Here is a 22479-nt window from a genome sequence, read left to right as displayed (position 1 = left end):
AGGTGCCGCACCTCGGTGAACGCCTCGAACACCAGCTCCCGTGGGGCACTGATGACCCGGGAGATCACGATCTCGCGGTCGGCCGTCGCGGACTGCGCCGGCGCTCCTCGTCCCGTCGCGCTCATCAGCTACTCCTCCTGCCTTGCCTGCTTGAGGTCCTGCACGTACGCGTCCAGCCGGTCGAAGCTCTCGTTCCAGAACCGCTCGAACCCGCCGGTCCACTCGTGCACCGGTCGCAGCCCGCGGGCGTCAAGGCCGTACAGGCGCTGCTTGCCCGCCTTGCGGTCCCGCACCAGCCCGACCTCCCGGAGCACCCGCAGGTGTTTGGACGCCCCCGGCAGGGTCATCCCCAGCTCGTGGGCCAACTCGGTCACCGGCCGCTCACCCGCCCGCAGCAGCACCAGAATCTCCCGGCGCTGCGGCTCGGCGATCGCGTTGAAGACGTCCGACGTCGTCGCCGCTCGTGCCATGGGCGCCATCATATTCCCATATCGGCAAGCGTCAAGCCGGAGGAATCAGCCCTGATCCACCGGGCCGGATCGGGTGTGTGAGCGTGGTGTCGGATGCTGGGGTGGTTCCCGCGTTGCGGCTGGGATCGAAGCCGACCTGCCGTCAGGGCGGACCGCAAAATGCAGCGAAGCGGCGCGGCGCACGAGACTAGGGTCTGATGCCATGGGCGATATCCGGGTGCGGGAAGCAGGGGCGGCTGATCACGACGCGATCGTGCAGGTCCTCATGGCGTCGTGGGGATCCACGACGGTTGTGGTCCACGGGTCCGTGTACGACGCGGCGCAGCTGCCGGCATTGCTGGCCGAGCGAGATGGCCGGGTGGTCGGCCTGCTCACCTATACCATCGCGGACCACGACCTGGAGGTGGTCTCGCTGGATGCGGTGGTACCGCGCGCTGGGGTGGGTGGCGCGCTGTTGTCCGCCGCAGCCGACCTCGGCCGGCGGGTGAACGCCCGGCGGCTGTGGCTGATCACCACGAATGACAATCTGGACGCGCTGCGGTTCTACCAGCGGCGCGGGATGCGGATCGTCGCCGTCGCCCCGGGTGCGATGGATGCGGCCCGGAAGATCACGCCCTCCATTCCGTTGGTCGGCCGGTTCGGCATCGCCCTGCGCGACGAGCTGACGTTGGAGCTGCAACTCTGACCAGTTCAGCAGTGCTGTGCTCGTAGTCGACAACCCGTTCGTCGGCACCCTCACCGTCCGCGCTACCCGGAAGCCGAACCCGAACGGACGCCCAATCACACGAGAAAAACGTTCAGTGACGATGTGCGGCGGTGGGCCGATGTGGCGACGCGGCCGGAGTGGAACGCCGACATCAAGTCCGTCTCATTGTCGGGGCCGTTCGCGGTCGGCAGCGTGATCGCCATGACGCCGAAGGGGCAGGATCCTGTTCAGCTGCGCATCGTCGCAGCAGTGGAGAACGAGTCGTTTACGGATGAGGCATCCTTCGACGGCGCGGTGATCCGGACTGTGCATCGGATCACGCCCTTGGCTGCTGGCCGCTTTCTGCTCGCGTACCGGACCGAGATCACGGGGTCGGCCGCTGACTCGATCGGCCCGTCGCTCGGTCTGGCCATCACCGCCGACTTTCCGGAGACCATGGCCGCGCTCGTGCGTGCCGCTTCCTGATGGCGCTTCATCCGGCCTCCAGCCCCGGTTTTCTCCTGTGGCACGCGACGTTGCGCTGGCAACGGGCGATCACCGCCGCGCTGGCACCACTCGACCTAACCCACGTGCAGTTCGTCCTGCTCGCCTGCGCCTGGTGGCTCGGCCGCTCAGGCGATCCGCCCAATCAGCTCGCGCTGGCTACCCAGGCGGGGACCGACGTGAAGATGACCTCGACGGTCCTCGGCACCCTTGAGCGCAAAGGTCTGATCTCTCGCGAGCCCGATCCCGCCGACTCACGGGCCAAGCGCATCCGGGTGACTGCGCGCGGGGCCGAACTCGCCCCACGCGCGATCGACGCCGTCGAGGCGGCTGACGCCGAATTCTTCGCCTCGGTCGAGCCGGAGGCTGCGCTCTCGGTGCTTCGACGGCTTGCGGACGCTCCGGGCTGACTCGCGCCTGAGTGGATCGGTGCGGGCGCGCGTAGGGCGCGTACCTAGGGCGGGCCGGCGGTGGAGGCTCGGTGGTTTCTGGATAGGGGCGGGGGAGGGGTGGTAGAGACCTCGTCCAGGCAGTGGCGGTCAGGAGCCGCGCTTAACCGCCTCGGACAAGCGCGCGGCGGCCTCGACCACGGCCTCGCCGTGCAGCTTGCCGGGCTGGCGGGTCAGTCGTTCGATCGGGCCTGAGACCGATACCGCCGCGATGACGCGGTTGTTCGGGCCTCGCACGGGCGCGGATACCGACGCCACACCCATTTCCCGCTCCGCCACCGACTGCGCCCATCCACGTCGCCTCACGCCCGCGAGAGTGGTCGCCGTGAACCTTGCGCCCTGGAGCCCGCGGTGCATGCGGTCTGGTTCCTCCCAGGCCAGCAGGATCTGTGCGCCCGAGCCGGCCGCCATGGGCAGTGCCGTGCCCACCGGCACCGTGTCCCTGAGGCCCGAGAGCCGCTCTGCTGCCGCGACGCACACGCGCATGTCGCCCTGCCGGCGGTAGAGCTGCGCCGACTCCCCGGTGATGTCGCGCAGATGGGTGAGCACCGGTCCGGCTGCCGCCAGCAGCCGGTCCTCGCCGGCCGCGACCGCGAGCTCGGACAGCCGCGGCCCGAGGATGAACCGTCCCTGCATGTCGCGGGAGACCAGGCGGTGGTGTTCCAGGGCCACGGCGAGGCGGTGCGCGGTCGGGCGGGCCAGGCCGGTGGCGGAGACCAGGGTGGCCAGCGTGGCCGGCCCGGCCTCGAGCGCGGAGAGGACGGCGGCGGCCTTGTCCAGCACGCCGACGCCGCTGGAGACGGTGTCCATGGAACGATATTGCCATCTCAAATCACGAGACACAAATGCGGTGGCCATGGAGACGGTGCAAGGCTTGACGGACCGTAGTTCGCGGGACCGCGCAGCGCCGATCACCGACGCCGGCATCCAACGGCGGGTGTCGGCAGTTCAAGGGAGACAAGCCGATGGCAGGGAATGCCGCAGCAACGGGGGGCGGCCCGGCCCGCACCCTGGCGGAGAAGGTCTGGGAGGCACACGTCGTGCGCCGCGCCGAAGGCGAGCCGGACCTGCTCTACATCGACATGCATTTCGTGCATGAAGTCACCAGCGCTCAGGCTTTCGACGGCCTCCGGCTGGCCGGACGTCCGGTCCGCCGCCCGGACCTGACGATCGCGACCGAGGACCACAACACCCCGACCCTGGACATCGACAAGCCGATCGCCGACCCGGTGTCGCGCACCCAGATCGAGACGCTGCGCCGCAACTGCGCCGAGTTCGGCGTTCGTCTGCACTCGCTCGGCGACGCGGAGCAGGGCGTGGTGCACGTGATCGGCCCGCAGCTGGGCCTCACGCAGCCCGGGATGACCATCGTCTGCGGCGACTCGCACACCTCCACCCACGGCGCGTTCGGGGCGCTCGCCTTCGGCATCGGCACCAGCGAGGTCGAGCACGTGCTGGCCACCCAGACGCTGCCGCTCAAGCCGTTCAAGACCATGGCGGTCAACGTCACCGGGCGCCTCCAGCCCGGCGTGACGGCCAAGGACGTCATCCTCGCCGTGATCGCCAAGATCGGCACCGGCGGCGGCCAGGGCTACGTGCTCGAATACCGCGGGGAGGCGATCCGGGCCCTGTCCATGGAGGGCCGGATGACGATCTGCAACATGTCGATCGAGGCCGGCGCGCGGGCGGGCATGATTGCCCCCGACGACACCACCTATGGATACCTCAAGGACCGCGCGCACGCGCCGCAGGGCGCGGACTGGGAAGCGGCTATCGGGTACTGGTCCACTCTGCGCACCGACGCCGACGCGGTCTTCGACACCGAAGTCGAGATCGACGCCGACACGCTGACCCCGTTCGTCACCTGGGGCACCAACCCCGGTCAGGGCGCGCCGCTCGGCGCGAGCGTTCCGGACCCGCAGTCGTTCGTCGACGCGAACGAGCGTGCCGCGGCCGAGCGCGCGCTGGAATATATGGGCCTGAATGCTGGCACCCCGCTGCGCGACATCAGCGTGGACACCGTGTTCGTCGGATCTTGCACCAACGGCCGGATCGAGGACCTGCGCGCCGCGGCCGGCGTCATCAAGGGCCGCAAGGTCGCCGACGGGGTGCGGATGCTGGTCGTGCCCGGCTCCGCGCGCGTGCGTCTGGAAGCCGAGGCCGAAGGGCTGGACAGGGTCTTCACTGAGGCCGGCGCGGAGTGGCGGTTCGCCGGCTGTTCCATGTGCCTGGGCATGAACCCGGACCAGCTGGCCCCCGGCGAGCGCTCCGCCTCGACCTCGAACCGGAACTTCGAGGGCCGCCAGGGCAAGGGCGGGCGCACCCACCTGGTCTCGCCGCTGGTGGCCGCCGCGACTGCGGTGACCGGCCACCTGTCCGCGCCGGCCGACCTGCCGAAGATCACTGTGGAGGCCTGACCATGGAGAAGTTCGTCAGCCACACCGGCACGGCCGTCGCGATGCGCCGTTCGAACGTGGACACCGACCAGATCATCCCCGCGGTGTACCTGAAGCGGGTCACCCGCACCGGATTCGAGGACGGGCTGTTCGCGGCCTGGCGCGGCGACCCGGAGTTCGTGCTGAACCGGCCGGAGCGCCAGGGCGCGTCGGTGCTGATTGCCGGCCCTGACTTCGGGACCGGCTCCTCGCGAGAGCACGCCGTCTGGGCCCTGCACGACTACGGATTCAAGGCGGTGATCTCCTCCCGCTTCGCCGACATCTTCCGCGGCAACTCGCTCAAGGGCGGCCTGCTGACCGTCGTGCTGCCTCAGGCGGCGGTGGAGCAGCTCTGGGAGCTGACGGAGGCCGACCCGGCTATCGAAGTCACCGTGGACCTGGAGGCGCGGGAGGTGCGCGCAGGTGACGCGACCTTCGCGTTCGAGATCGACGACTACACCCGCTGGCGGCTGATGGAAGGACTCGACGACATCGGCCTGAGCCTGCGCCACGCCGACGCCATCGACGACTTCGAGGCGAGCCGACCCGCCTTCAAGCCGGTCACACAGCCGATCCCAGTCTGACGTGGAGTGTCTAAGCAGTAACTGAGTGCCATAAGCAGAGGCGGTGCGCGATAGGGCGCACCGCCTCTCCGCGTACTTGAACACCTTTTCGCGGGGGCACAATGGAAGGGTGTACTGGCGCAGTGCGGATCAGGACGGTGACGGAAGCGTTCCCCGTGTCTCGCCCCTGCCCGCGGTCGCCCCGCAGCTGCCGCCCACCCCGGACCTGTTCGATCCGGAGGAACTGCGCGAGCTGTCCGGCTACGCGCGACTGGCCGAACTGCTGAAGCAGGCGCACTGCGCGCTGCGCGGAATGGACCTGGATCTGCCGGAGCGCGCTGATTTCGTGAGGCGATTGCTGGTCATCACCGCGGCCTCCCGACACGATCAGGATGACGCGATGCGGCGTCTCCAGCGATTTCTCCGGTCGGTGCAAGAGAAGCGCCGACTGTCCCCCTAGTTGTGGAAACTACTGCGACACACAGGTGATTAGGGCGGTTGGTGTTTGATTCGCCCGATTCGTAGCCCTACGGTGCGGATTAAGGCATTGGTGACCGGTACGTGCTCGTTCATCGCGGCGTGAACCGGACACAGCACTAACCAGGTTTCCCACCTGTGTGGCGCGAATGGTGCGCCGCACCATCCCCAAAGGGGCGCATAGTGAACAAGGCGCAGCTCATTGACGCGGTGGCGGAGAAGCTCGCGGTTTCCCGCCGGGCCGCCGGAGACGCCGTCGACGCGGTACTCGACGGCATCACCGGCGCGGTCGTGGCCGGGGACAAGGTGTCCCTGACCGGCTTCGGCACCTTCGAGTCGGCCAAGCGCCCGGCCCGCGTCGCCCGCAACCCGCGCACCGGCGAGCAGGTCAGGGTGGCGGCGGCGACGGTGCCGAAGTTCCGCGCCGGCCAGGCGTTCAAGGACTCGGTCAACGGCGCCAAGGGCACCGCGAAGCGGACGGCGGCGAAGACCACCGCGGCGAAGAAGGCCGTCGCCAAGAAGACCGCCGCGAAGAGCACCACCGTGAAGAGCACCGCAGCGAAGAGGCCGATGGCGACCAAGGCTCCGGCGAAGGCCACGGCCAAGAAGACTACCGCGAAGAAGGCGGTGGCGAAGAGCACGGCGAAGAGCGCCACGACCAAGTCCACCTCGAAGCGCGCGGCCGCCCGTCCGGTGGCGCGCAAGACCGCGGCCAAGGCGCCGGCCACCAAGACGGCGGTGAAGAAGACCGCGGCGAAGAGCACCGCGGCGAAGAAGTCGACCGCCAAGAAGGCCACTGCCAAGAAGCGCTGACTAAGCGGCGCCGAGCGAGAAACGCTGAACAAGAACCGCGGTTAACACGACACGCGGGAATCCGCACGCGGGTCGGTTCAGATAACGGCCGCCCGGACACCTGACGAGGTGTCCGGGCGGCCGTATTCATTCCCGGCTATTCACGTTCACGCCGGTATCGCGGCACCGCCATCAAGCGCCGGTCAACCTCGGAGCGCTTCGACGGGACGCGGCCGTCAGGCGCGGCGGGATCACTGAGGCAGGGGCAGCGTGGCCAGAGTCAGTGCCGTGATCCGTCCGTCGTCGTCCACGCGCAGCGCCATGCGCTGGCCGGGGCGGGCGAAGCGCAGGCCGCCCGCGTTGAAGGCGTCGGCGTCGTAGGCCAGTTCGGTGCCGTCGTCGAGCAGCACGGTTCCGCTGCGGGTCGAGTGGTCGAAAGTGCGCACGGTCGCTTGCATGCTCATAGCGTAGTGCGCTGACCTTGAGCGCCACCTGGTGAGCGCGGCGGCGGTGTGTGCGCCGACACCCATGACAATCGCCGCGTCGAGGTCCTCGGCGGTGTCGACATCGCGCCGCAGAGACTTCGCCGCCGACGCGATCAGGGCCGCGCCGCTCGCCTCGTGCGCAAAGCGTGAATCGGGACCGAAGCGCGGGGCGAGTACGCCGTCTACGTCCGCGAGGAGCAGCGTCGTGCCGCTGCCCGGCGCGTCTGGGACGAACGCACGACCGAGGTCGGCATGGTCCAGTGCATCGGTCAGATCGGCGGTGAGCAGGCTCGGCAGATCGGAGGTCAACGCAGCGATCCGGTGCCGCGGCTTGAGTGCAAGTGCGCGTCGCGCTCCGTCCTCGAAGGCTCCATTAAGCCCTCCGCCGGCGTCGTCAGGCAGGATCCGCGCGCCTAAGGCGGAGAGGCGCGACGCGATCGCGGCGTCACCAGTGACCACGAAAACCGAGGCGACCGCGGGGGACGCAACGGCTGCGGCGACTGTGTCACTGGCGAAAGCGAGGGCGAGTTCGGGGCGGAGCGCGCCCAGCACGGGCGCCAGCCGGGACTTGGCCTCCGGTAGCCGCTTGACTGGAATCACGACGGACCACACGCGGAGATCTTCCCATGCCGACCGCGCCCGCGTTTTTCACCGGCGGCCCACCCTGAGCGCTTCACGCGATGGGCAGGGTTCAATTTGTTCGGACAGAGTTCGTCTGGTTCGAGGGTCGGCGCTCGACTGTCGGCGGTAGACACCGGTTGGCACGGACGCGGCCGGGTATGCCCGGCACCGTGTCGCCACGCTTGGCACCGTAGCGCCAGGCGCGGGAGACTGTGATGCCCCGCTCGGGCCGGTCCGCCTGATCAACCGCCGAGCACACCGGAACAACGGAAGGATTCGAGGGTGGCCCGCGCATCGCGCCGGAATCCCAGGCCGGGAGCCGCGTTCACGTCCATCGCCGTCATCGCCCGGCCGCTGCTCGCGATTCTGTGCAAGCGGGACTGGCACGGCCGGGAGAACGTGCCGCGGCAGGGCGGGCTGATCGTGGTCGCCAACCACGTCACCTACTTCGATCCGCTCTCGATCGGGCACTTCCTGGTCAAGTCGGGGCGTACGCCGCGGTTCCTGGCCAAGGCCTCGGTTTTCAAGACGCCGGTGCTGGGCAAGCTGATCCGGGCCGCCGGGCAAATTCCGGTGCACCGCGAGTCGCGCGATGCGGCGCTGGCGTTCCGCGAGGCGGTCAAGGCGGTGCAGCGCGGCGAGACGATCATCGTCTACCCCGAGGGCACCATGACCAAGGACCCGGACCTGTGGCCGATGGCGGGCAAGACGGGCGCGGCTCGGATCGCCCTGCGCACCGGAGCTCCGGTACTGCCGATCGGTCAGTGGGGCGCCCAGGAGGTGCTCCCGCACTACTCGACCAAGCCCCAATTCTTCCCGCGCAAGACCCTCAAGGTCACCGCCGGTGAACCGATCGACCTGCGCGCCGCCGTGGGTACGGAGATCAACTCCGAGGCGCTGCGCAAGGGAACCGAGCTGATCATGGACCGGATCACCGAGCTGGTGGCCGGAGTCCGCGGCGAGCAGCCGCCCGCTGTCCGCTTCGACCCCGCCGCGACGCGCGCCGGTGATGAATCGACCGCCCCGGCGCAGGCCGCGTCCGAAGAAGAAGCTTCCGACGTCGCCGCCCCCGCGGTCACCGGCCCCGACGTCACCCCGCCCGACAGCGCCGCTCCGGAAGAATCCGACCCCGTACAGACTCCCGCCTCGGCGTCTACATCCACGCCCACGCCGGAGGCCCGCGCGTGACCCGCGTCGCGATCTTCGGGCCCGGCAGCTGGGGAACCGCGTTCGCCCTGGTGCTGGCCGATTCCGGCACCGAGGCGGTGCTGTGTGCGCGACGCGCCGACCTCGCGCGGCAGATCGACACGGAGCACGAGAACCCCGACTACCTGCCCGGAATCCGGCTGCCCGACGCGGTCCGGGCGACCCCCGACCCGGCCGCGGCCCTGGCTGGCGCCGAGTTCCTCGTCCTCGCTCTGCCCGCACAGAACCTGCGCGAGAACCTCGCGCAGTGGGCGCCGCTGGTCGCACCGCAGACCGTGTTCGTCTCGCTCATCAAGGGCATCGAGCTCGGTACCTGTCTGCGGATGAGCCAGGTGATCGGCGAGGTGACCGGGGCGGGGCCGGACCGGATCGCCGTCGTCTCCGGGCCCAACCTGGCCCGCGAGATCGCCGAGCGGCACCCGGCGGCGTCCGTCGTCGCGTGTGCGGACCACAACGTGGCCGAGCGTCTGCAAAAGGCGTGCCACAGCCCGTATTTCCGGCCCTACACCAACACCGACGTAATCGGTGCGGAGCTCGGCGGCGCGGTCAAGAACGTCATCGGCCTTGCCGCGGGAATCGCCGACGGGATGGGTCTCGGCGACAACACCAAGGCCTCGCTCATCACCCGGGGCCTGGCCGAGACCACCCGCCTCGGCATCGCCCTCGGCGCCGATCCGTACACCTTCGCCGGGCTCGCCGGTCTCGGCGACCTGGTGGCCACCTGCGCGTCGCCGCTCTCGCGCAACCACAAGTTCGGCAGCCTGCTCGGTCAGGGCAGATCGATCGCCGAAGCGCAGGCCGAGGTCCGCCAGACGACCGAAGGCGTCAAGTCCTGCGAATCCGTGCTGGAACTGGCCCGCCGGCACCATGTGGAGATGCCGATCGTGGAGACCATCGTGGCGGTGGTGCACGAGGGCAGGTCGCCGCGCGAGATGCTGGCCGCCCTGATGGCGCGGTCCGCGAAGTCCGAGGCGCTGTACTGACGGCCCAAGCGCAGACGATAAGGTCCCTTGTCTATGAGCGAGCCCAAGACTCCCCAGCAGCGCCGCGTCCGCGTGGCGGTCGTCTTCGGCGGCCGGTCCTCGGAGCACGCGATCTCCTGCGTCACCGCGGGCAGCGTGCTGAGCGTGCTCGATCCCGAACACTACGAGGTGTTGCCGATCGGGATCTCCACCGAGGGCCGCTGGGTGCTGATGCCGCCCGAGGAGACCGCCCAACTCGCCATCACGGACGGACGGCTCCCGGCGCGCATCGACGAGACCAGCGGCGCGCTCGTGACGATGGCGGCCGACCCCACAGCGCGCGAACTGACGGTGCACGAGCCGGGCTCTGTGCCTAAGGCGCTCGGCGACGTGGACGTCGTCTTCCCGCTCTTGCACGGCCCTTACGGCGAGGACGGCACCATTCAGGGGCTGCTCGACCTCGCCGGCGTGAACTACGTCGGCTCGGGCGTGCTGTCCTCCGCGGTGTGCATGGACAAGGAGTTCATGAAGCGCCTGCTCGCCTCCAAAGGGCTGCCCGTCGGCCGCTACGTCGCGATCGCGCGAGGCGAGTGGGACCGCGACCGGCCGGGCGTGACGCAGCGCGTCGCAGAGCTCGGCTTCCCGGTGTTCGTGAAGCCCTCCCGCGCGGGCTCGTCGATGGGCATCTCAAAGGTCCACAGCGCCGGCGAACTCGCCCAGGCGATCGAAGAAGCGCAGCGCCACGACCCGAAGGTGATCGTCGAGGCGATGGTGCACGGCCGGGAGATCGAGATCGGCGTCCTGGCCGGGCGCGCCGGAGCGGCGCCGGAGACGTCCCCGGCCGCTGAGATCAAGGTGCGCGGCGGCCACGAGTTCTACGACTTCGAGGCGAAGTACCTCGACGGCAGCGCCGACATCGCCCTGCCCGCCGACCTCACCGACGCGCAGACCGCGGAACTCGAGGCCCTGGCCCACGCGGCCTTCGAGGCGCTGGAGTGCGAAGGCCTCGCGCGCGTCGACTTCTTTCTCGAAGACGGGACTGACGGCGGCGCCCCGCGCTGGCTCGTCAACGAGGTCAACACGATGCCCGGCTTCACTCCCACCTCGATGTTCCCCCAGATGTGGAAGGCCGCCGGGGTCGGCTACGCCGACCTGGTGGACCGCCTCATCGCCGACGCACTGTCCCGCACCCCTGGCCTTCGCTGACTCATGCGCACGCCGCCCGCTCAGGAGCCAGACGAGGTGGAGAGGGGCGCGACGTCGGCACCTGAGGCGCCGTCGTTGCGGGGGATGGTGTCGATCACGGCCTGGCTGAGGTCCACCAGGGCGTTGGTCTCGGGCTGGTACGCCGCGGGGACGTCCACCTCGACGTAGACGGCGCGCTGGTAGGCGGTGAACTTGTAGCCGTCCGAGGTCTTCTCGATCAGCCAGGAGACCCCGTTGAGGAAGGTGGCGTCGGCGGTGGGGTCGTAGTTCGGGGAGCCGGGCTTGAGCATCGTCGGCTCGGGTACTCCGCAGCGCAGGATGATCGCCGGGTCGCCCCACGCCGCGGTCAGCGTGGAGGCGGGGTTGGTCGGCCTGCGGCTTTGGTCGGCCACGGTCTGTGGCGCCGCTTTAGTGAGCGCCGCGCACTTGGTCGCGGTGCTGCTGTTCTCCGGCGCTGGGGCCGCTACGGCGACCGCGTCGCCCCGGCCGAACAGGTACCACAGGGCGAGCGCGGTGAGCGCGGCGACAACGACCGCGCCCGCCGCCTGGAGCAGGGTCTTACGGTCTCTCAGAGTCGCACCACCGGACACGTCAGGGTGCGGGTGATGCCGTCTATCGTCTGGATCCGCGCGACGACCAGCTTGCCCAGGTCGTCCATCGTCTGCGCCTCCGCCCGCACGATGACATCGTACGGACCCGTGACGTCCTCGGCCGTGGTCACCCCCTCGAGTCCGGCGATCCGCTCGGCCACCGACGCCGCCCGGCCCACCTCGGTCTGAATCAGGATGTACGCCTGCACCATGCTGTCCTCCTGCTCCCGGAGCCGCCGCCCCGCGCCGGCTGGTGCGCACACGGAGCCTCGTCCGACCGGTTGGCAGGGCTAGGCCAGCTGCGCCAGTCCAGTCGGACTAGTGAGAGTAGTCAATTAGAACTATGCGACGGCGAAACGTTACCTGCCTGATACCCGAGTGGCGCAAGGGGGTCGGCGATCTGTTCCCACCTGGGAGTGGCCTTAGGCTTGCCGGGTGAGCGAACAGACGTCCGACGAGACGCTTCAGCAGGTCGGCGAGTTCGGACTGATCGACCGGGTCGCCCGAATGGTCCAACAGGGCCCGGCGGTCCTGCTGGGTCCCGGCGACGACGCCGCGGTCATCGCCGCCTCGGACGGCCGGGTCGTGGCCTCGACCGACCTGCTGCTGGAGGGCAGCCACTTTCGGCGGGAGTGGTCGAGCGCCTACCAGGTCGGGCGCAAAGCCGCAGCTCAGAACCTCGCGGACATCGCCGCGATGGGCGCGGTCCCGACGGCGCTGCTGGTCGGGCTGGTCGCGCCCGGCGATCTGCCGCTGACCTGGGCGCGCGACCTGGCGGCCGGACTGGCCGATGAGTGCGCCCCGCTCGGCGCCTCGGTCGCCGGCGGCGACACGACCCGCGGCGACGTGCTGACGATCGCCGTGACAGCCCTGGGGGACCTGCGCGGGCGGCCACCGGTGACCCGCTCAGGAGCCCATCCGGGTGACGTGGTCGCGGTCGCGGGGGAGCTCGGCTGGTCGGCTTGCGGGCTGGAGTTCCTGGCGCGCGGGGCGCAGGCGGACGCGCCGGAAGAGGCGCTGCGGCGGCATCGAGTGCCCCGGCCGCCGTATGCCGCCGGGCCACAGGCGGCCGACGCGGGCGCCACCGCGCTCATCGACGTGAGCGACGGGCTGCTGGCCGACGTGGGGCACATCGCCGACGAGAGCGGGGTCGCGATCGACCTTGACCGGGAGCTGGTGGAGGCGCGGGTCCCGGCTGATATGGCGGACGCGGCGCTGCGGCTGGGGATCGACCCGCTCGAATGGGTGCTGACCGGCGGCGAGGACCACGCGCTGGTGGCGTGCTTTCCCGCCGAAGCCGCGCTGCCTGAGGGCTGGCGCGCGCTGGGGCGGGTAGAGGCGGCCGGGGCGGAGCGCGGCGCGGTCACGATCGGGGGCAAGACGTGGGTCGGCGTCCGGGGATGGGACCACTTTGCGTCGCGATGAGGCGGTCATGGGCGCGCGGCGTCCGGCGCGGGTGCTCACGATCGCCGGGTCCGACTCCAGCGGCGGCGCGGGTATCCAGGCCGACCTGAAGACCATGCTCGCGCTCGGCGCCCATGGGATGAGCGTCGTCACGGCGGTGACGGCACAGAACAGCCGAGGGGTGGAGGGGGTCTGGCCGCTGCCTGCCGAGGCCGTGGCCGCGCAGTTCCGCGCGGTGGTCGACGATATCGGCGTCGACGCGGTCAAGCTCGGGATGCTGGGGACCACGGAGATCGCCCGAACCGTCGCCGATCTCCTCGACGGGCTGGACCCGGCCGTTCCCGTCGTCGTCGATCCGGTGGCGGCGTCGAAACACGGGGACCGGCTGCTCAGCGGTGGCGCGTTCGGCATCGTGCGTGCGCGGATCCTGCCGCGTGCGACTGTCGTGACCCCCAATCTGGACGAGGCGGAGCGACTGACCGGGCGTCAGGTGCGAACACGGGATGAGATGCGTGAGGCCGCCAGTGTGCTCCTCGGTGGGGGGGCGCGCTGGGTGCTGGTCAAAGGAGGGCACCTTGGCGGCGCCGAATCCAACGACCTGCTGAGTGGGAACGGCGCGGAGCACTGGTACACGGCGCGGCGCGAATCGAACCGGCACACGCATGGCACGGGGTGCACATTGGCGAGCGCCATAGCCGTGAAACTGGCACAGGGCCTTGCAATGCCTGGGGCCGTCGCCGGGGCTAAGGAGTACGTCACCGGAGCGATCGCGGCCGGATTTCCGCTGGGCAGCGGAACCGGGCCGGTGGATCACGGATTCCGCATCAAGGCGTTCTGAGCCGGCCAGGTGCCGAGGAAGTCGAACGCGGTGTAGGTCGAACGCAGTGCAAGAACAACGGCGCGACAAGTGGCCCCGCGTCGCAGGGACACGGGGCCACCGATGGTCGAGCGAAGAGTCCGGGGCGCTGGCGCCGCCCGACGGCCGGTCTCGCCTAGCGGCTGACCTTGCCGGCCTTCAGGCACTTGGTGCAGACGTTCTGGCGCTTCGGCGTGCCGTTGGCCAGAGTCGTGCGCACCCGCTGGATGTTCGGGTTGAACCGACGCTTGGTGCGGCGGTGCGAGTGCGAGACGTTCATTCCGAAGCCCGGACCCTTGCCGCAGATGTCGCAGGTAGCAGCCACGGGAGACTCTCCAAAACCGAGGGGGTACGTACAAAGACAGGCGCGGCCCGGTTCGGAGCGCAGCATGGCGTCACGCATCGGGCAACCTGGTCAGCGTAGCCCACCAGACCACGCGAGAGCCAATCCGGCGCCTATCCGGACCGCATATCCTCAGGGCGGGTGACCGCGATTTCCGCCGAGGTCGACAGAAAGGCGAAGCGTGCTCGAAACGCTGAACGGCTCCGGAGTACGCATCTGGGCACGCACCGGGCTGGCCGCGCTGGGCCGCGCCCGTGAGGAGATCGACGCGCTCAACGTCTTCCCGGTCCCGGACGCGGACACCGGCACGAACCTCTTCCTCACTTTCGAGGTCGCCTGCGAGAGCCTCGACGCGCTCGCCCCGGCGACCCACGACGGGCCTGCCGGCGCTGCTGCTGCGCTCGGTGCTTTGGCCGCCGGCGCGCTTAAGGGTGCGCACGGCAACTCCGGCGTCATCCTCAGCCAGTTGCTGCGCGGCCTGGCCGACGTGGTCGCCGCCGCCGCGCGCGAAGGACGCCCTGCCGGGCCGCGCGTCCTCGCGGCTGCGTTCGCCGAGGCGGGCGAGTTGGCCTGGCAGGCAGTGGGCATGCCGGTCGAGGGCACCATTCTCAGCGTGGTCCGGGCCGCGGCCGAAGCCGCCGGTGCCGTCGCCGATGGCCGAGAGCCCACGTTCACCGAAGTCGCCGAGGCCGCCCGCGACGCCGCGGAAAGCGCTCTCGACCGCACCCCCGCACAGCTTGCGGTCCTGCGCGAGAACGGCGTCGTGGACGCGGGTGGCCGCGGAGTGTGCGTCCTGCTCGAAGTCTTAGCGGCGTTGCTCGGGGGTTACGACCCGGAGCGTGCGGTACGCAGTAGGAGTGTGCATGCGCGTGCGCAGCCTGCTTTCGTTCAGCGCGACGCCTCCACCGAGTCCGGCTCGACGCAAGAGAGCCCGCTGACGTCGTTTTCGCTGTCGTACGAGGTCATATATCTGGTCGACATCCCCTCGGAAAAGCTCGGCGAACTGCGCGCCGACATCGAGGAACTGTGTGCCGAAGGCGCCGGGGACTCACTCGTCATCGCGGGCGGAGAAGGCACCTACCGCCTCCACGTCCACATCGATCAGCCCGGCGCCGCGATCGAGGCCGCCATCCGCCTCGGCCGGCCGTACGACCTGCGGATCACCGCGCTGGCCACCGAGTGCACGGAGATGTCGGCCGCCGCAGCCGCCGGTCTCGGCGCGGCGAGCACGCTCGGGGAACAGGCGGTCCCCCTGGGGCCTGCGCCCACCCCCGGGCGCATCGTCTTGGCCGCCGCGCCCGGTCCCGGCATCGCCGACCTGTTCGAGCAGGCCGGCGCGGTGCCGCTGCCCTGCCAGCCAGGCCGCCCGCCCACCAGCGGGCAGCTGAGCCGCGCCATCCTCGACTCCGCCGTCACCGAGGTGATCGTGCTGATCAACGACGCCGACGGGTTCGCCGCGGCCTACGCCGCCGCCGAACAGGTGCACCGCGGCGGTTCCGGGGTACGCGTCGCCGTGGTGCCCAGCAAGGCGGTGGTCCAGGGCATCGCCGCGCTCGCCGTGCACGAGCCGGGGCGCCGCTTCGACGCCGACATCGTCGCGATGACCGCCGCCGCCGGAGCCACCCGCCACGGCGCGCTCCAGATCGCCGAGGACGACGCCTGGACCATGGCCGGGGTCTGCCACGCCGGGGACGCGCTCGGCCTGATCGAGGGCGACGTCGCGCTGATCGCCGCGAGCGTGCGGGACGCGGCGTTCGAGCTCGTCGACCGCATGGTGTCGGCGGGAGGTGAGATGGTGACACTGGTCACCGGCGGCGGCCTGGGCGACGACTCGGCCGAGGATCTCGTCGAGGCCGTCACCGCCCGCGTGCACGCGCGGCGGCCGGAGATGGACGTCATTGCCTACGACGGCGGTCAGAGCGGCTGGCCGCTCCTGATCGGGGTGGAGTAGAGCGCGATGGTGGAAGCGGACTCGCTCGACGCGCCGCTGAAGGACGCGGTCGGCGACCGCACGGCCAAGGTGCTGGAGCGCACCCTGGGCCTGCGTACGGTGGGCGACCTGCTGCGGCACTACCCGCGCCGCTACCAGGAGCGCGGCGAGTTGACCGACCTGGCGGACCTCGCACTCGACGAAGAAGTCACGGTGCTGGCCGAGGTGCTGCGGGCGCACCGCCGCCAGCTGAAGGAGCGGGGCCGTTCGATCCTCGAGGTCGTGGTGACCGACGGGACGTCCAAACTCACCCTGACCTTCTTCAACAGCAAGAACTGGCACGACAAGGAGTTCCGGCCCGGCCGCACCGGGTCGTTCTCCGGCAAGGTCGGCGACTTCCGCGGCGCCAGGCAGATGGTGAACCCCGAGTACGAGTGGATCGCCGACGATGTAGACGCGGAAGAGGCGGCCGAGGTCTTCTCGGCGAAGTTGATCCCGGTCTATCCGGCCGTGGAGAAGATGAGCTCCTCGAAGATCGCCAAGTGCGTGGAGATCGCGCTGGACATGCTGCACGACGTGCCGGACCCGCTCCCCCAGCGGGTGCGTGAGGAACACCGGCTGATCGGCCTCAAGCAGGCGCTGGAACAGGTCCACCGGCCTACCGAGATCGAGCAGACCTATCAGGCCAAGCACCGGCTCAAATGGGACGAGGCCCTTCCGCTCCAGGTCGCGCTCGCCCAGCGGCGCCGCGCTGCCCTCGCCCTGCCCGCCAAGCCGCGCCGGTCCAAGCCCGGCGGCCTGCTCGACCGCTTCGACGCGTCGCTGCCCTTTGAGCTGACCCGGGGTCAGGTGGAGGTCTGTGACCAGATCGCCCACGACCTCGCCGCACCGCATCCGATGCATCGCTTGCTACAGGGCGAGGTCGGCTCCGGCAAGACCCTCGTCGCCCTGCGCGCCATACTCACCGTCGTGGACGCCGGGGGTCAGGCGGTGCTGCTCGCGCCGACCGAGGTGCTCGCCCAGCAGCACCACCGCTCCATCCGGGAGCTGCTCGGCCCGCTGGCCCGCGCCGGGGAGCTTGACGGCGACCCGGACGGTACCCGCGTCGCCCTGCTGACCGGCTCGCAGGGCGCCCGCGAGCGGCGGGCCAACCTGGAGGACACCAAGAGCGGCGCGGCCGGAATCGTCGTCGGCACGCACGCGGTGATCGAGGACGCGGTCGAGTTCGCGGACCTGGGCCTGGTCGTCGTCGACGAACAGCACCGCTTCGGCGTCGAGCAGCGCGACGCCCTGCGCGCCAAGGCCGCCGACCCGCCACACGTCCTGGTGATGACGGCGACGCCGATCCCGCGCACCGTCGCGATGACCGTCTTCGGCGACCTGGAGACCTCGATCCTGGCCGAGCTGCCCCGCGGCCGCTCGCCGATCACCACGTTCGTCGTGCCGTCCCGGGAGCGGCCGAACTACCTCGCGCGCACCTGGGGGCGCATACGGGACGAGGTCGCAGCCGGACACCAGGCGTATGTGGTCTGCCCCCGGATCGGCGGCGACGGGGACGGTGCGGAGGATTCGGACGGCGAAGTCGACCTGAGCGAGAATGCCAAGAAAAGCGAAGACGACCGGTCGTCTTCGCTCGCGGCGTCCAGAGAGGACGGCGAGGACCGGCAGCTCGCACTTGACGACGCTGCGTCGGCGCCTTCCGGGTCCCCGCCGGAGCCCGCGTCCGTGGTCGAAACGGCCGCTCGGCTGGCCGAGAACGAGCTGGCAGGACTCGAGATCGGCGTGCTGCACGGGCGCCTCGACCCGGACCAGAAGGACAAGGTGATGACCCGGTTCGCCGCGGGGAAGGTGGACGTGCTGGTCGCGACCACCATCATCGAGGTCGGCGTCAACGTCCCCAACGCCACCGTGATGGCCGTTGTCGACGCCGACCGCTTTGGCGTCTCGCAGCTGCACCAGCTGCGCGGACGGGTCGGCCGTGGCGCGGCCCCCGGCCTCTGCCTCCTGGTCACCGAGGCATTCGAGGGCACCCCGGCCCGGGAGCGGCTCGACGCGGTCGCGGCCACCCTCGACGGCTTCGAGCTGTCCAAGATCGACCTCGAGCAGCGCCGCGAGGGAGACGTGCTCGGCGCCAGCCAGTCCGGGCGCCGCTCCTCGCTCAAGATGCTCGCGGTGATCCGGGACGAGGAGCTGATCCGGCAGGCCAGGAGCGCCGCGATGGACATCGTGGCGCGCGATCCCGAGCTGGCCGGTGAGCCCGCGCTGGCGCACGCGGTCGACGCGCTGCTCACCGCGGATCGAGCGGACTATCTGGAACGCAGCTAGGGGTGTTTGGAAAGTCTCGCCGGGCCCGCGGCGCCTGCCACGCACGCTCGCGGCGTTGGCGAAGCACCCACATATTCCCGATATGAGGGAGCTCCGCCGCCTTGCGAATCGCACGCGTCAGACGCCGCGGGCTCATCCGACGATACTTTCCAAACACCCCTAGCCGCGGCGTCTAGCCTGTCCAGCACCTGGTGGCGCGGCATTCCGCGCCGCATCGGCGCCGCAGCGGGTCGAAGCCGGGTCGAACCGAAGCAGCGCCGGGCTAAAGCACCTGAGCCTGCGGGGTCGTATCGCGGCGCGGTCTGGTACGGTCGCGCCGAGCCGGGCAGCACGGCCGACCAGCCAACAACAAGGATGTCTCGTGGACGCATCCGGAACCGCTCCGAAGAATCCGAAGAAGATGTGCCGGGTGGCCTGTCCGGGTTCCTTCGACCCGGTCACGAACGGCCACCTCGACGTGATCACCCGCATGTCCTCGCTGTTCGACGAGGTCGTCGTCGCGGTCGGGAAGAACGCCGGGAAGAACGGGCTGTTCAAGTACGAAGAGCGGGTCGAGATGATCCGCGAGGTCACCGCCCACCTGCCGAACGTCCTGGTCGAGGTGGTCGAGGGACTGCTCGTCGAGTTCTGCGCCGCGCGCGGGATCCGGGCCATCGTCAAGGGCCTGCGGGCGGTCGGCGACTTCGACTACGAGCTGCAGATGTCCCAGATGAACCACCGCCTCGCGGACGTCGAGACGCTCTTCGTGCCGACCAACCCGCTCTACAGCTTCCTGTCCTCCTCGCTCATCAGGGAGGTCTGCGCGCTCGGCGGCGACGTGTCCGGACTCGTGCCCGACTCGGTGCTGGACCGGCTGGTCGAACGCTTGCGCAAGTAGCCCGCCGAGGGGCCGCGGACCTCGCGGGATCGGGCCGTTTCGATCGGTGCCACCGCACACCGCGCCGCACGGGGTACCGTTGACAGCCGACGCCCTATCCCGCGTCGCCCGGTTTAAACAGGGGAGTGCCAGTCCGGTGGACGTGAATGCCAAGATCGACGAACTCATCGAGATCGTAGAGGGCGCCCGCGCGATGCCGATGTCGGCCTCGTGCGTGATCAACCGGGCGCAGGTGCTCGACCTCCTCGACGACCTTAAGCGCGGAATGCCCGAAGAGATGGACCGCGCCCGCCAGGTGCTGGCCGACCGGGAGTCGGTGCTGGAGGAGGGCCGCCGCGAGGCGGAGCGGATGATGGAGCGCACCCGCTCGGAGCGGGACTCGATCATCGACAACACCGACCTCTCGCGCGAGGCGCGGGGCGCGGCGGAGCGGATCCTGGCCCAGGCCCGCCGCGAGGCCGAGCAGACCCGGCTCGAGGCCGACGACTACGTGGACCAGAAGCTGGCCAACTTCGAGGTCGTGCTGACCAAGACGCTCCAGGCGGTCGGCCGCGGCCGGGACAAGATGCGCGGCAGCACCAGCCCGATGGAGGAACTCGGCCGGCACGTCGATGAGCAGGACGCGGTCGCCGAGGAGCGCCGCCGCTCGCGCGACTTCTCCGGCGGGGAGAACCACTTCGACGGCTTCGAGACCCAGGACTTCACCACCGAGGCGTTCACCGAGGCCGACCGCCCCTACGAGCAGCAACCCTACGAGGGCGACGGCTACAGCGAGCGGGACGGCTACGGCGAGCCGGGCCGGTCGGGCGAATACGCGACTCAGGGCGCGTACGCCGCGGACCACCACGACGGCTACGGGTACGAGCAGGGCGCTTACGACCAGGGCGCGGCGCACGGCTATGGCACGGGCGAGTTCCAAACCGATCCCCAGTACGGCGGCGAGCAGGGCTACGGCGATGGATACGGCAACCGGCCCGAGCCCTATGGCGTTCCGCAGCAGCAGCAAGGCCCCGGCCCGCAGTACCCGGCCGACGAGACTTCGTACTTCGACACCGGCCTGATCGACGTGCGGCAGTTCCAGCAGGAGGGCTACCGCCGCTAGGAATCCGTTCGCGGGCGGTGTGCTCTGCGTTCGCCAGGGGCACCGCCCGCGACCTGCGCGATTCCGCCTGCTGCGGAAGGCTTTGGTAAGCTGAACGGTCGGTTCTGGTATCCGTTTCCACCACGACCGTTGTGTCCGCTGCCCGAACTCCTCTGTCGAAAGTCACCATGCCCGCCGCATCCAAGCCACGCCGTTACGACGCGCGCAGTCCGTTCGTCTTCGACGTGCGGGACCTGGGCCGGCGCGCCGGCGCCATGCGGCAGTACGACCGGGACGTGCCCGGCGACGCCCTGCTGGGTGGCAAGGCGACGCTCGACGGTCTCTACCGGACGCAGGACGTCGACCTGCTGCTCGATCTGCGGCTCGAGTCCGTGGTGGAAGGGGTGCTGGCGACCGGCCGGGTCTCCGGCTCGATCGAGGGGGAGTGCGTGCGCTGCCTCGATCCGATCGAGGTGGAGGTCGACGCGGACTTCCAGGAGCTGTTCTACTACGACCTCGAGGACCTCACCGCCGAGGAGGCGGAGGAGGCGCTGCTCGTGGTCGAGGAGCAGATCAGCGTGGCGTCCCCGGCGCATGACGCGGTGATGCTGGAGCTGCCGCTCCAGCCGCTGTGCCGGGACGACTGCCCCGGGCTGTGCGCCGAGTGCGGCGCCCGGCTGGCGGACGACCCGGACCACCGCCACGACGCCATGGATCCGCGGTGGGCGGCCCTGAGCGGGCTGACCGTCGCGGGCGGCGACGCCGACGAGGACCCCGCGGGGTCCTCGAGCGGTGCGTAGGACCCGGCGCGGTCCAGTACAGTCATCGGGAGCATTCTCCGGCAACGGAGAACGCGACCGCAGACAGCAGGCCCAGCAGCACCAGCACGTGCATTGACGAGTTACCCGGCGGCCCTCGCGGCGCCGACCGGGCGATGACCAGGAGAGACCGAACCGTGGCCGTTCCGAAGCGCAAGAAGTCCCGTAGCCGCACCCGCTCGCGGCGTGCCCAGTGGAAGGCCGCGCCTCTGACCCTGGTCGCCTGTGACCGCTGCCAGGAGAAGAAGCTGTCGCACACCGTGTGCGGGAACTGCGGCACCTACAACAAGCGCCAGGTCATCGCCGTCTGACGCCGGGGTAGCCGCTCGTGACCGACTCGCAGGTGTCACCAGACGTCTTAGAGCAGCGGCTCGGCGTGCCGATCGACCCGCGGCTGCTCGAGCGTGCCCTGACCCACCGGTCGTTCAGCTACGAGAACGGCAACGTCCCGACGAACGAGCGCCTTGAGTTCCTGGGCGACTCGGTGCTCGGGCTGGTGGTCACCAGCACGCTGTATGAGGCGCATCCGGATCTGCCGGAGGGCCAGCTGGCCAAGTTCCGCTCGCACGTGGTCAACTCGCGCGCGCTCGCGGAAGTCGCCCGCACGCTGCGGCTGGGCGAATTCCTGCGCCTGGGCAAGGGCGAGGAGGCCACCGGCGGCCGGGACAAGTCCTCCATCCTGGCCGACACGATGGAAGCGTTGATCGGCGCGGTCTACCTGGACCACGACCTGGACCAGGCGGCGGCGCTGATCCACCGGCTGTTCGATTCGCTGATCGAGGCCTCCGCCGGGCTCGGCGCCGGCCTGGACTGGAAGACCTCGCTCCAGGAGTTGACCGCGGAGCACTCGCTCGGCGTGCCCGCGTACCTGGTCACCGAGGATGGCCCGGACCACGACAAGTTCTTCGCGGCCCGGGTGCGGGTCGGCGACCAGGAGTACCCGAACGGTCGCGGCCGCTCCAAGAAGGTCGCCGAGCAGATCGCGGCCGAGCACGCGTACCGGGCGATCCGCGCGCTGCACGGCTCCGCCAAGGCCGAGCCCGATGCCCGAGTTACCTGAGGTCGAAGTCGTCCGCCGCGGCCTGGAACGCTGGACCGCAGGGCGCACGATCGCGTCGGCCGAGGCCCTGCACCCGCGCGCGGTACGCAGGCACTCGGCCGGCGCGGCGGATTTCGCGGACCGGCTGCGCGGCCGGGTGGTCGGGGTCGCGCGGCGGCGCGGCAAGTATCTGTGGATCCCGCTCGACGGTGGACCGGCGGCTGTAGGTGAGACGACCGCTGGGACGGTGGCCGGCGAGACGGCGGCGAGCGAGCCCGCGGCCGAGGCGCTGCTCGGCCATCTCGGCATGAGCGGCCAGTTGCTCGTCCAGCCGCGCGAGGCGCCGGACGAGACGCATCTG

26 protein-coding genes and 1 pseudogene are annotated in these 22479 nt (G+C 70.4%); 20 read left to right on the top strand and 7 right to left on the bottom strand.

The annotated features are described in order from the left end of the window. Positions 1 to 125: pseudogene (locus tag VGZ32_RS28840) on the bottom strand (ATPase); the annotation flags it as partial. Between the two features lie 3 nt (positions 126 to 128). Continuing rightward, positions 129 to 470 carry a metalloregulator ArsR/SmtB family transcription factor gene (locus VGZ32_RS20900; protein WP_326887813.1) on the bottom strand — a complete coding sequence of 114 codons (342 nt, stop codon included), beginning with the start codon at positions 468 to 470 and terminating at the stop codon, positions 129 to 131. A gap of 202 nt (positions 471 to 672) precedes the next feature. Here VGZ32_RS20900 and VGZ32_RS20895 point away from each other — a divergent pair, with 202 nt between their 5' ends. The 3 genes from VGZ32_RS20895 to VGZ32_RS20885 all read left to right on the top strand — a co-directional run bounded on the left by VGZ32_RS20895 (position 673) and on the right by VGZ32_RS20885 (position 2069). Then, positions 673 to 1155, top strand: a complete 483-nt coding sequence (locus tag VGZ32_RS20895) for a GNAT family N-acetyltransferase (protein WP_326887812.1) — start codon at positions 673 to 675, stop codon at positions 1153 to 1155. 141 nt (positions 1156 to 1296) lie between these two features. Further along, a complete protein-coding gene (locus VGZ32_RS20890) occupies positions 1297 to 1641 on the top strand; it encodes a polyketide cyclase (RefSeq protein ID WP_326887811.1) in 345 nt (114 codons plus the stop codon). Next, positions 1641 to 2069, top strand: coding sequence for a MarR family transcriptional regulator (locus tag VGZ32_RS20885; RefSeq protein ID WP_326887810.1), 429 nt, complete (start codon positions 1641 to 1643; stop codon positions 2067 to 2069). The genes VGZ32_RS20890 and VGZ32_RS20885 overlap by 1 nt, the downstream gene beginning before the upstream one ends. A 129-nt stretch (positions 2070 to 2198) precedes the next feature. Here the strand turns inward: VGZ32_RS20885 and VGZ32_RS20880 are convergent, their stop codons facing one another. Then, positions 2199 to 2918: an IclR family transcriptional regulator gene (locus VGZ32_RS20880; RefSeq protein WP_326887809.1), complete on the bottom strand. Its 720-nt coding sequence runs from the start codon at positions 2916 to 2918 to the stop codon at positions 2199 to 2201. Positions 2919 to 3073: 155 nt separating this feature from the next. On the opposite strand from VGZ32_RS20880, the gene leuC reads away from it, so the two are divergent. From leuC to VGZ32_RS28835, 4 genes are all read left to right on the top strand, one after another. Continuing rightward, positions 3074 to 4525 carry a 3-isopropylmalate dehydratase large subunit gene (leuC, locus tag VGZ32_RS20875; protein WP_326887808.1) on the top strand — a complete coding sequence of 484 codons (1452 nt, stop codon included), beginning with the start codon at positions 3074 to 3076 and terminating at the stop codon, positions 4523 to 4525. Positions 4526 to 4527: 2 nt separating this feature from the next. After that, complete coding sequence (gene leuD / locus VGZ32_RS20870) at positions 4528 to 5127, top strand: 3-isopropylmalate dehydratase small subunit (protein ID WP_326887807.1); 600 nt, start codon at positions 4528 to 4530, stop codon at positions 5125 to 5127. Positions 5128 to 5236: 109 nt separating this feature from the next. Continuing rightward, positions 5237 to 5566 (top strand): hypothetical protein, encoded by a 330-nt coding sequence (locus VGZ32_RS20865; protein WP_326887806.1) that lies wholly within the window; start codon positions 5237 to 5239, stop codon positions 5564 to 5566. A gap of 200 nt (positions 5567 to 5766) precedes the next feature. Further along, positions 5767 to 6396 carry an HU family DNA-binding protein gene (locus VGZ32_RS28835; protein WP_349263691.1) on the top strand — a complete coding sequence of 210 codons (630 nt, stop codon included), beginning with the start codon at positions 5767 to 5769 and terminating at the stop codon, positions 6394 to 6396. Positions 6397 to 6626: 230 nt separating this feature from the next. Here VGZ32_RS28835 and cofC read toward each other — a convergent pair whose 3' ends face one another. Beyond that, positions 6627 to 7472 carry a 2-phospho-L-lactate guanylyltransferase gene (cofC, locus tag VGZ32_RS20855; protein ID WP_326887805.1) on the bottom strand — a complete coding sequence of 282 codons (846 nt, stop codon included), beginning with the start codon at positions 7470 to 7472 and terminating at the stop codon, positions 6627 to 6629. A gap of 291 nt (positions 7473 to 7763) precedes the next feature. On the opposite strand from cofC, the gene VGZ32_RS20850 reads away from it, so the two are divergent. The 3 genes from VGZ32_RS20850 to VGZ32_RS20840 are packed head-to-tail and all read left to right on the top strand — an operon-like array spanning position 7764 to position 10855. Beyond that, complete coding sequence (locus VGZ32_RS20850) at positions 7764 to 8669, top strand: lysophospholipid acyltransferase family protein (protein ID WP_326887804.1); 906 nt, start codon at positions 7764 to 7766, stop codon at positions 8667 to 8669. After that, positions 8666 to 9670 (top strand): NAD(P)H-dependent glycerol-3-phosphate dehydrogenase, encoded by a 1005-nt coding sequence (locus tag VGZ32_RS20845; protein WP_326887803.1) that lies wholly within the window; start codon positions 8666 to 8668, stop codon positions 9668 to 9670. The genes VGZ32_RS20850 and VGZ32_RS20845 overlap by 4 nt, the downstream gene beginning before the upstream one ends. A gap of 33 nt (positions 9671 to 9703) precedes the next feature. Continuing rightward, positions 9704 to 10855 carry a D-alanine--D-alanine ligase family protein gene (locus VGZ32_RS20840; protein ID WP_326887802.1) on the top strand — a complete coding sequence of 384 codons (1152 nt, stop codon included), beginning with the start codon at positions 9704 to 9706 and terminating at the stop codon, positions 10853 to 10855. A 20-nt stretch (positions 10856 to 10875) separates the two neighbouring features. Here VGZ32_RS20840 and VGZ32_RS20835 read toward each other — a convergent pair whose 3' ends face one another. Then, positions 10876 to 11445, bottom strand: a complete 570-nt coding sequence (locus tag VGZ32_RS20835) for a DUF3515 domain-containing protein (protein ID WP_326887801.1) — start codon at positions 11443 to 11445, stop codon at positions 10876 to 10878. Beyond that, positions 11424 to 11657: an Lrp/AsnC ligand binding domain-containing protein gene (locus tag VGZ32_RS20830; protein ID WP_326887800.1), complete on the bottom strand. Its 234-nt coding sequence runs from the start codon at positions 11655 to 11657 to the stop codon at positions 11424 to 11426. Before VGZ32_RS20830 ends, VGZ32_RS20835 begins: the two co-directional genes overlap by 22 nt. A gap of 223 nt (positions 11658 to 11880) precedes the next feature. Between VGZ32_RS20830 and VGZ32_RS20825 the strand changes: the two genes are divergently transcribed. Both VGZ32_RS20825 and thiD read left to right on the top strand, forming a co-directional pair. Then, complete coding sequence (locus VGZ32_RS20825) at positions 11881 to 12870, top strand: thiamine-phosphate kinase (RefSeq protein WP_326887799.1); 990 nt, start codon at positions 11881 to 11883, stop codon at positions 12868 to 12870. 7 nt (positions 12871 to 12877) lie between these two features. Then, complete coding sequence (gene thiD / locus VGZ32_RS20820) at positions 12878 to 13687, top strand: bifunctional hydroxymethylpyrimidine kinase/phosphomethylpyrimidine kinase (RefSeq protein ID WP_326887798.1); 810 nt, start codon at positions 12878 to 12880, stop codon at positions 13685 to 13687. A gap of 154 nt (positions 13688 to 13841) precedes the next feature. Here thiD and rpmB read toward each other — a convergent pair whose 3' ends face one another. Next, entirely contained in the window at positions 13842 to 14030 is a 189-nt protein-coding gene (gene rpmB / locus VGZ32_RS20815) for a 50S ribosomal protein L28 (protein WP_326887797.1), read from the bottom strand. A gap of 199 nt (positions 14031 to 14229) precedes the next feature. Between rpmB and VGZ32_RS20810 the strand changes: the two genes are divergently transcribed. From VGZ32_RS20810 to VGZ32_RS20775, 8 genes are all read left to right on the top strand, one after another. Continuing rightward, a complete protein-coding gene (locus VGZ32_RS20810) occupies positions 14230 to 15999 on the top strand; it encodes a DAK2 domain-containing protein (RefSeq protein WP_326887796.1) in 1770 nt (589 codons plus the stop codon). 6 nt (positions 16000 to 16005) lie between these two features. Then, positions 16006 to 18303, top strand: a complete 2298-nt coding sequence (gene recG, locus VGZ32_RS20805) for an ATP-dependent DNA helicase RecG (RefSeq protein WP_326887795.1) — start codon at positions 16006 to 16008, stop codon at positions 18301 to 18303. A 400-nt stretch (positions 18304 to 18703) separates the two neighbouring features. Next, entirely contained in the window at positions 18704 to 19180 is a 477-nt protein-coding gene (coaD, locus tag VGZ32_RS20800; protein ID WP_349263692.1) for a pantetheine-phosphate adenylyltransferase, read from the top strand. Positions 19181 to 19316: 136 nt separating this feature from the next. Continuing rightward, positions 19317 to 20282, top strand: a complete 966-nt coding sequence (locus tag VGZ32_RS20795; protein WP_326887793.1) for an ATP synthase F0 subunit B — start codon at positions 19317 to 19319, stop codon at positions 20280 to 20282. A 167-nt stretch (positions 20283 to 20449) separates the two neighbouring features. Further along, entirely contained in the window at positions 20450 to 21061 is a 612-nt protein-coding gene (locus tag VGZ32_RS20790; RefSeq protein WP_326887792.1) for a YceD family protein, read from the top strand. Positions 21062 to 21216: 155 nt separating this feature from the next. Then, a complete protein-coding gene (gene rpmF, locus VGZ32_RS20785) occupies positions 21217 to 21390 on the top strand; it encodes a 50S ribosomal protein L32 (protein WP_326887791.1) in 174 nt (57 codons plus the stop codon). A gap of 17 nt (positions 21391 to 21407) precedes the next feature. Continuing rightward, positions 21408 to 22139 carry a ribonuclease III gene (rnc, locus tag VGZ32_RS20780; protein WP_326887790.1) on the top strand — a complete coding sequence of 244 codons (732 nt, stop codon included), beginning with the start codon at positions 21408 to 21410 and terminating at the stop codon, positions 22137 to 22139. Then, positions 22123 to 22479: DNA-formamidopyrimidine glycosylase family protein (locus tag VGZ32_RS20775; RefSeq protein ID WP_326887789.1), on the top strand; the 357-nt coding region annotated here is incomplete at its 3' end. The genes rnc and VGZ32_RS20775, both read left to right, overlap by 17 nt.

The organism is Actinocrinis sp. (assembly GCF_035938995.1).
GTDB lineage: Bacteria > Actinomycetota > Actinomycetes > Streptomycetales > Catenulisporaceae > DASZGI01.
This window is presented reverse-complemented; position numbering and strand designations above follow the sequence as displayed.